This is a genomic window from Streptomyces barkulensis, from assembly GCF_002843305.1.
Classification (GTDB): Bacteria; Actinomycetota; Actinomycetes; order Streptomycetales; family Streptomycetaceae; genus Streptomyces; species Streptomyces barkulensis.
Genome location: NZ_PGSG01000014.1, coordinates 1 through 3,940, shown reverse-complemented (window position 1 = coordinate 3,940; position 3,940 = coordinate 1). Strand labels below are relative to the sequence as shown.

The window sequence follows — 3,940 nt, the reverse complement described above, 5'->3', positions numbered from 1 at the left end:
GGTGCTACATCCTCGTCATGAGGTATGCGGATGGCGGCGGTCTGACCGCTGTGGGGCGGGCGAAGCGTGAGAAGGTGCGTTTCGATGCCGCGGAGATGTTCGAGCAGGGAGTGCGGCCGCCGGAGGTGGCCCGCAGGTTACGGGTGGCGCGGAAGTCGGCGTACGCCTGGCACGCTGTCTGGTGTGAGGGCGGCAGCGCGGCCCTGGCCTCTGGCGGCTTTCCGTGCCGCCTGGGCGATGCCCAGGCCGAGTGGTTGCAGGCAGAGCTGAGGCCGGGCCGGCCGCGCACGGCTGGAGCGAGGACCAGCGGTGGACCCTGGCCAGGGTCGCGGAGCTGATCCACCGCCTGTTCGGTCACCGGTACACCCCGCGGGGGGTGTCGTATCTGCTGCACCGGCTGGGCTGGTCACCACAGGTTCCCGTGCACCGGGCCGTCGAGCGGGACGAACAGGCCGTTGCCGCGTGGCGAACGGAGCAGTGGTCACGGGTAAGAGGACGGCCCAACTCCTGGGCGCGTGGATAGTGTTCGAGGACGAGGCCGGACAGGACCTGAAACCCGGTAAGGGCCGGACCTGGTCACGACGCGGGCGGACACCGCTGGTCAGGGTGACGGGGAAGGGTTCCGGCCGGGTCCTGATGGCGGGGATGGTCTGCGTCAGACCGGGCTGCGAGACCCGTCTGATCTATCGGACCCAAACGTACCGGGGCCGGACCGGCGAGAAGAAGGGCTTCCGGGCGCGTGAGTTCGCGGACCTGCTGACCTCTGCCCGTCGGCAGCTCGGCGGTGCCCCACTGATCGTGGTGTGGGACAACGCCAGCATCCATCATGCCAAGTCCTTGCGGGAGTTCTGCGAACGCAACAGCGATTGGCTGACCATCGTCAAGCTCCCGCCCTATGCGCCCGACCTCAACCCCGTTGAAGGCGTGTGGGCCCACCTGAAGAAGTCCCTGGCCAACCTCGCGCCCCGCACGATCGACGGCCTCACCCCACTCGTGAAGAACCGACTACGCGGCATCCAACGCCGACCCGAGATCCTCGACGGCTTCATCGCCGAGACCGGACTCGTGTTGGAGCCTCCGTAGCTCTGTCACCCCACCCTTTCGACCTCAGCGGCACCACCAAGAGCATCGAAGACGTCGAGATAGGTGACAAGGTCGTCGTCACCGATCCCGAGACCGGTGAGACAACCACCCGTGAGGTCGTCGCCACCATCGTCACCGAGGACGACAAGCACTTCGTCGACCTCACCATCACCACCGAAGACGGCCCCGCCTCTCTTGTCTCCACCACCACCCACCCCTTCTGGGTGGAGAGCGAAGAGAAGTGGCTGGACGCCGGCGAGCTCGCTCCCGGCATGTCTCTGCGTGCTCCCGACGGGGCCACTGTCGCCGTCGACGAGGTCCGCTCCTTCACCAAGCGCCAGCGCACCCACGACCTCACTGTCCAGGGCATCCACACGTACTATGTGCTGGCAGGCGAGACGCCGGTACTGGTTCACAATTCCAACTGTCCCCTCACAACGATGTCTTCTGTCATTGGCGAGGATTCAGCGCTGACGAAGGCCGCGCAGCAGGCAGGGAAGAATCAGAAGGTTCAGGCCGATCTGGACAGCCTGTTCCAGCAGCTGTCGCGCGGAAATATGAATCCGGGCCTCGGAAGTAAGGCCTTGGCCGGAACGGATGTCACCTACGCGCGAGGAAGGAACGGCGGTCGCCTGTTCTTCCGGAACGTTGACGGAGGGATTCAGGTCGTTGGGAAGTCAGATAAAGCGAACGAGTCCAAGGTGATTGCGAGGCTGAATCAGCTCTATGGTCAGTGACCCTCTCTATCGCGTAGAGAACCAGCAGTTCAGCGCACTCTTCATGTTGGGCGCAGAGGACGACAAGGAAAACGTTGAGAATGTAGACGCGGAACTCACCCTCCCGGATGGGACACGGTGGAGCGCCACGTTCATGACGCTGCGCGCGATCGCGCAAGTGATGGATCGATGGAAAGAGACTGGAGAATGCTCCGGCGGGGCATACTTTCAGTGTCCCGATCTCGTGATCATTCCGGAGGGGGGTCTGGCTGCGATGCTGGATTCCTTCAAGGGGATTATCGATTCAGGCGGACCTGAAGGAGTCTTGCAGTTCCTGGGCGAAAGCTAGCTCACCCGTAGGTGCTGTCGAAAAGTGAGACAGGATGCCCCTTTCCCGATTGGCGGAGAAAGGGGCGTCCTGGTCTTTGACGGCAACGCTGACGGCAACGTCAGCGGACGACGGCTGCGGCGGGTGGGTCTTCGGGGCCGTCGTTCCCTGAGCCGAGGGTGTCGATTGCTTGGCGTTGCAGGCGGAGTCGGACGTGGGCGTAGACGCCGGCGGTGACGCCGATGTGGGCGTGTCCGAGGAGTTCCTTGATCACGATGAGGTCGACGCCCTGTTCCAGGAGCAGGGTGGCGGTCGAGTGCCGGAGGTCGTGGAAGCGGATGCGTCGGAGTCCGGCCCGGTCAAGGCGGGCCCGCTGACGCGGACCCGCACGCGGCCGGGTCGCGGGCCCGGCCGCTACGGCGCCGCCCCGCCGCCCGCCCCGAGCCCCTGGCCGCGCACAGACAGCACCAGGGTGCCCATGCCGGAGCGCCTGGTATCCAAGGAGTTGGGCACGCGCATTCGAGGTCCCGCTCGTGCTGGCGAACCCTCGTGTCAGCAGGTGGGAGCGCCCGTATGCTGGCCGTGTACCGCCTGCCGATGCAGCCCGCGGCTGCCGGGCGGACGAGGAGGTGAAGGGGATATGAGCGTTGCCATCGACCACACAGGGCCCTGGACCGTTGCTGACGTCCTCGCCCTGCCCGAAGACCGCACCACCCGCTATGAACTGCTGGGGGAGTCCCTCGTAATGTCCCCCGCACCTGGCATCCGCCACCAGCGCGCCTCGCTCCGGCTCGCCATGCTCCTCCACGCGGCAGCCCAGGCCGCCGAGGCGCCGGTCGAGGTGCTGGAGGCCATCAACGTCATCCTGCCCTCGGGCCTCGTCGTCCCTGATCTCGTAGTGACCGATGCCGGCGCGACCGCCGAGGACGGCGTCAGTGTCGACGCCGACGGCGTACAGCTTGTGGTCGAGCTCGTCTCTCCCGGCAACCGCACTGTGGACCGCAAGTTCAAGCCGATGCTCTACGCCGAGGCCGCCATCCCATACTTCTGGCGGCTTGAGTTCGACCCGGCTCCGATGCTCGTCGTCTATGAGCTGGAAGGCGGCCGGTACATGGAGCGGACGACCGCACTCGCGGGCGCGACCACCCGCCTGGATGTCCCGTTCCCTGTTGCAATCGATCCGGCCGGACTTTCCCGGCAGTGAGCTGTTTCCAACCTGACGCCGAGGTTGGAGACAGACCCCGGCGGTAGCAACGGGTGAAGCTCCTGGTAGATGGGTTGTCGACCAAGATCAACCTGTCAGGCCAGGAGCTTCGTGTGCTTGAAGCTTCCCCTTGATCTTGGACACCTGGAAACTGGGACGTGAGAGCCCAGAGGAAGCAGTGCCAGGTGGGAAGCAAGTACACGAAGCGGTACTCGGACGAGTACAAGCGGGACGCGATCGAGCTCGTGCGGTCGTCGGGCCGGACGGTGACCGAGGTCGCCCGGGAGCTCGGGGTCAGCTCGGAGTCCCTGCGGGGCTGGGTGAAGAAGGCCCGCGCCGCTCAGGACACCGGATCCGGTCCCGTGGCCGGGCGGGCCGGGCAGAGTGCCGACGACCGGGACGAGGAGCTGAAGCGGCTGCGGAAGCTGACCGCTGAGCAGGCGAAGACGATCGAGATCCTGAAAAAAGCGACGGCCTTCTTCGCGAAGGAGAGCGACCGGTGAGCGCGATATGCCGGTTCATCCACGCGGAGAAGGCGAACTACCCGGTCACGCTGCTGTGCAAGGTGATGAAGACCGCGCGGTCCACGTACTACGCGTGGGTGGCCGG

At 65.8% G+C, this 3,940-nt stretch carries 4 protein-coding genes and 3 pseudogenes; 6 read left to right on the top strand and 1 reads right to left on the bottom strand.

Features of this window, described 5'->3' with window-relative positions; all coding sequences use genetic code 11:
* Positions 1 to 17 precede the first annotated feature (17 nt).
* The 4 genes and pseudogenes from CUT83_RS31680 (at position 18) to CUT83_RS03700 (ending at position 2,148) form a co-directional block, all read left to right on the top strand.
* Positions 18 to 1,083: pseudogene (locus CUT83_RS31680) on the top strand (IS630 family transposase).
* Positions 1,084 to 1,085: 2 nt separating this feature from the next.
* A pseudogene (locus tag CUT83_RS30710) lies at positions 1,086 to 1,445 on the top strand (polymorphic toxin-type HINT domain-containing protein); the annotation flags it as partial.
* Positions 1,446 to 1,523: 78 nt separating this feature from the next.
* Entirely contained in the window at positions 1,524 to 1,820 is a 297-nt protein-coding gene (locus CUT83_RS30705) for a hypothetical protein (protein ID WP_241524765.1), read from the top strand.
* Complete coding sequence (locus CUT83_RS03700; RefSeq protein WP_101254436.1) at positions 1,810 to 2,148, top strand: hypothetical protein; 339 nt, start codon at positions 1,810 to 1,812, stop codon at positions 2,146 to 2,148. Before CUT83_RS30705 ends, CUT83_RS03700 begins: the two co-directional genes overlap by 11 nt.
* A 100-nt stretch (positions 2,149 to 2,248) precedes the next feature.
* Here the strand turns inward: CUT83_RS03700 and CUT83_RS03695 are convergent.
* Positions 2,249 to 2,491: pseudogene (locus tag CUT83_RS03695) on the bottom strand (tyrosine-type recombinase/integrase); the annotation flags it as partial.
* Between the two features lie 276 nt (positions 2,492 to 2,767).
* Here CUT83_RS03695 and CUT83_RS03690 point away from each other — a divergent pair.
* Together CUT83_RS03690 and CUT83_RS30260 are read left to right on the top strand one after the other, a co-directional pair.
* Positions 2,768 to 3,331, top strand: a complete 564-nt coding sequence (locus CUT83_RS03690; protein WP_165869412.1) for a Uma2 family endonuclease — start codon at positions 2,768 to 2,770, stop codon at positions 3,329 to 3,331.
* A gap of 185 nt (positions 3,332 to 3,516) precedes the next feature.
* The gene (locus tag CUT83_RS30260; RefSeq protein WP_173915017.1) at positions 3,517 to 3,834 is read left to right on the top strand and encodes a transposase; all 318 of its coding nucleotides are present in this window, start codon (positions 3,517 to 3,519) and stop codon (positions 3,832 to 3,834) included.
* Positions 3,835 to 3,940 lie beyond the last annotated feature (106 nt).

Bases quoted from the DNA above. Each gene is read 5' to 3' on its own strand.
- CUT83_RS30705 (WP_241524765.1), top strand. From the start codon at position 1,524: ATGTCTTCTGTCATTGGCGAGGATTCAGCGCTGACGAAGGCCGCGCAG.
- CUT83_RS03690 (WP_165869412.1), top strand. From the start codon at position 2,768: ATGAGCGTTGCCATCGACCACACAGGGCCCTGGACCGTTGCTGACGTC.
- CUT83_RS03700 (WP_101254436.1), top strand. From the start codon at position 1,810: ATGGTCAGTGACCCTCTCTATCGCGTAGAGAACCAGCAGTTCAGCGCA.